The sequence below is a fragment of the Stenotrophomonas sp. 21LCFQ19 genome (assembly GCF_056861425.1).
Map to the genome: position 1 here is coordinate 262,138 of NZ_JBSPUF010000005.1, position 3,454 is coordinate 265,591.

The 3,454-nt window shown below is 63.2% G+C and carries 1 protein-coding gene; it reads left to right on the forward strand.

Translation table 11 applies throughout. The features are described from left to right. Positions 1-110 precede the first annotated feature (110 nt). Positions 111-2,966: a valine--tRNA ligase gene (locus AC13FW_RS08165; RefSeq protein WP_482988761.1), complete on the forward strand. Its 2,856-nt coding sequence runs from the start codon at positions 111-113 to the stop codon at positions 2,964-2,966. Positions 2,967-3,454: the final 488 nt, after the last annotated feature.

Consider the following 3,454-nt stretch of genomic DNA (forward strand, 5'->3'; position numbering starts at 1 on the left):
ATCCCCCCGTGTAGGGCTAACGGGGGGTCTGCTGGGGTTTTGGCCGGCAAACCCCCGACTCTGACCCCGGTTTCGCTCGTTTCCAGCTCCTAATTACTGGTTCCTGCCCCATGACCCAACTCGCCTCCAGCTACGACCCCAGATCCTTTGAAACCGCGCTCTATGAGTCGTGGGAGAAGGCCGGCCTGTTCAAGCCGTCCGGCAAGGGCGAGCCCTACACCATCCTGCTGCCGCCGCCGAACGTGACCGGCACCCTGCACATGGGCCATGCCTTCCAGCAGACGCTGATGGATGCATTGATCCGCTACCACCGCATGCGTGGCTACGACACGCTGTGGCAGGTGGGTACCGACCACGCCGGCATCGCCACCGAAATGGTGGTCAGCCGCAACCTGGCGCTGGAAGGCAAGGGTGAAACCCGCGACTCGCTGGGCCGCGATGGCTTCATCGACAAGGTGTGGGAGTGGAAGGCGCATTCGGGCAACGTGATCGAAGGCCAGATGCGCCGCCTCGGCACCTCCGCCGACTGGTCGCGCAGCACCTTCACCATGGACCCGGGCCCGAGCGAGGCGGTGATCGAGTCCTTCCTCCGCTGGCACGAACAGGGCCTGATCTACCGTGGCCAGCGCCTGGTCAACTGGGACCCGGTGCTGAAGACCGCCATTTCCGACCTGGAAGTGGAGAGCGTGGAAGAAGACGGCTTCATGTGGTCGATCGCCTACGCGCTCAACGACGGTGCCAGCTATGAGCACGTCGAAGTGGATGCCGACGGTAACGAGACCCTGCGCGAAACCCGCAATTACCTGGTCGTCGCCACCACCCGTCCGGAAACCCTGCTGGGCGACACTGCAGTGATGGTGCACCCGGAAGACAGCCGCTACGCGCACCTGATCGGCAAGAGCGTGACCTTGCCGCTGACCGGCCGCAGCGTGCCGGTGATCGGCGACGACTACGTCGACAAGGCCTTCGGTACCGGCGTGGTCAAGGTGACCCCGGCACATGACTTCAACGACTACCAGGTCGGCGTGCGTCACAGCCTGCCGATGATCAACCTGTTCACCACCACCGCCACGCTCAACGAAAACGCCCCGCAGCAGTACCAGGGGCTGGACCGTTATGCAGCGCGCAAGGTGATCCTGGCCGAGCTGGAAGACCTTGGCATCCTGGTCGAGACCAAGGCGCACAAGCTGCAGGTGCCGCGTGGCGACCGTACCGGCCAGGTGATCGAGCCCTATCTGACCGACCAGTGGTTCGTGAAGATGGACGGGCTGGCCAAGCGCGGCCTGGAGCTTGTGGAGAACGGCTCCATCAAGTTCGTGCCGGGCAACTGGATCAACACCTATCGCCATTGGATGGAGAACATCCAGGATTGGTGCATCAGCCGCCAGCTGTGGTGGGGCCACCGCATTCCGGCGTGGTTCGACGAAGCCGGCAACTGCTACGTGGGCCGCAACGAAGCCGACGCCCGCGCCAAGGCCGGGCTCGGCGACGACGTGGTGCTGACCCAGGACAGCGACGTGCTGGAGACCTGGTTCTCCTCGCAGCTGTGGCCGTTCTCCACCCTGGGCTGGCCGAACGAAGCGGCGATGACCGAGCGCGGCTTTGAGCGCTACCTGCCGTCGAACGTGCTGATCACCGGCTTCGACATCATCTTCTTCTGGGTGGCGCGCATGATCATGGCCACCGACAGCTTTACCGGCCAGATCCCGTTCAAGGACGTCTACATCACCGGCCTGATCCGCGACGGCCAGGGCCAGAAGATGTCCAAGTCCAAGGGCAATGTGCTTGATCCGCTGGACATCATCGACGGCATCAGCATCGATGACCTGGTGGCCAAGCGCACCCACGGTTTGATGCAGCCGAAGATGGCCGAGAAGATCGAGAAGGCCACCCGCAAGGAATTCCCGGACGGCATCATCGCCCACGGTGCCGACGCGCTGCGCTTCACCATCGCCGCGCTGGCCACCCACGGCCGCGACATCAAGTTCGACATGAGCCGCGCCGAGGGCTACAAGAACTTCTGCAACAAGCTGTGGAACGCCAGCCGCTTCACCCTGATGAACACCGAGGGCTTTGTGCTCCCCTCTCCCACCGGGAGAGGGGCCGGGGGTGAGGGTACGCCTGCCGCCAATACCGATGCCGAGAAGTGGATCCTTGCACGCCTGGCCAAGGTTTCGGCCGAAGCACAGCAGCACTACGCCGACTACCGCTTCGACCTGTTGTCGCAGGCGCTGTACGAATTCGTCTGGAACGAATTCTGCGATTGGTTCCTGGAACTGACCAAGCCGGCCTTGAGCGGCGACAACGCCGAGGATGCGGCGAGCACACGTCATACGCTGCTATACGTGTTGGAAGCGGTGCTGCGCCTGCTGCACCCGCTGACCCCGTTCGTCACCGAACAGCTGTGGCAACAGGTAGCGCCGCGTCTTGGCATCAACGCCGAGTCGTTGTCGCTGCAGGCCTATCCGACCGCGGAGGAATTTGCCGGCGACTACGCGCAGGCCGAAGTCGACGTGGAATGGTTCAAGACCATGGTCAGCGCCTTGCGCCGTGTGCGCAGCGAGTTGAACGTGCCGCCGTCCAAGCAGGTGCGTCTGCTGCTGCAGGGTGGCCAGGCTGCCGATCGCAGCCGCCTCGACCGCTTCGCTTCGCAACTGCGCTTCCTGCTCAAGCTGGAGAGCATCGACTGGTTGGCCGCTGATGCAGTGACGCCGCCGGCCGCGGCCGCCATTGTCGGCGAGCTGAAGCTGCTGGTGCCGTTGGAAGGCCTGGTTGACCTGGACGCCGAACGTGCGCGCCTGGACAAGGAAATCGCCCGCGTTTCTTCGGAAAAGGACAAGAGCGAGGTCAAGCTGTCCAAGTTCACCGACAAGGTGCCGGCGGCGGTGGTCGAGCAGGAGCGCGTGCGTCTGGTTGATTGGAACAGCCAGCTGGCCGGCCTACAGGAGCAGCGCGCGAAGCTTTGAGGCTTGCTGATTGTTGTTGTGGAGAACGCCGCCTATGGGCGGCGTTTTCTTTTGTGCGTTGAGACAAAGAGCAGCGAGCGAAGAGCGCCCTCATCCACCCTCCGGGCACCTTCTCCCGCGCGCGGGAGAAGGGAATGCAATGCGCCATGCACTTCTGCGGGATCGCTGTGCAATCTGCTTCATGTGCTTGAGCTTGATGGCACGCCCAGTTCACGACGCTGCAAGAATCACTGCAGTCCCTTCTCCCGCGTGCGGGAGAAGGTGCCCGGCAGGGCGGATGAGGGGGCTTTGGGCTTTGGGCTTTGGGCTTTGGGCTTTACCTCCCCGCAGCACCAACACCCCACAATCCCAGCTACCCTTCCGACGTCCCCCCAAGATTGAGTAGCACAACGGTTTGGAGTCCAATCCTCAATGACAAGGAGATTGGACGTGAAGAAGCGCTTTACCGAAGAACAGATCATTGGCTTCCTGCGTGAGGCTGAAGCAGG

What these genes read in the sequence shown, in the direction of transcription:
- AC13FW_RS08165 (WP_482988761.1), top strand. Translation starts at nt 111, where the DNA reads ATGACCCAACTCGCCTCCAGCTACGACCCCAGATCCTTTGAAACCGCG.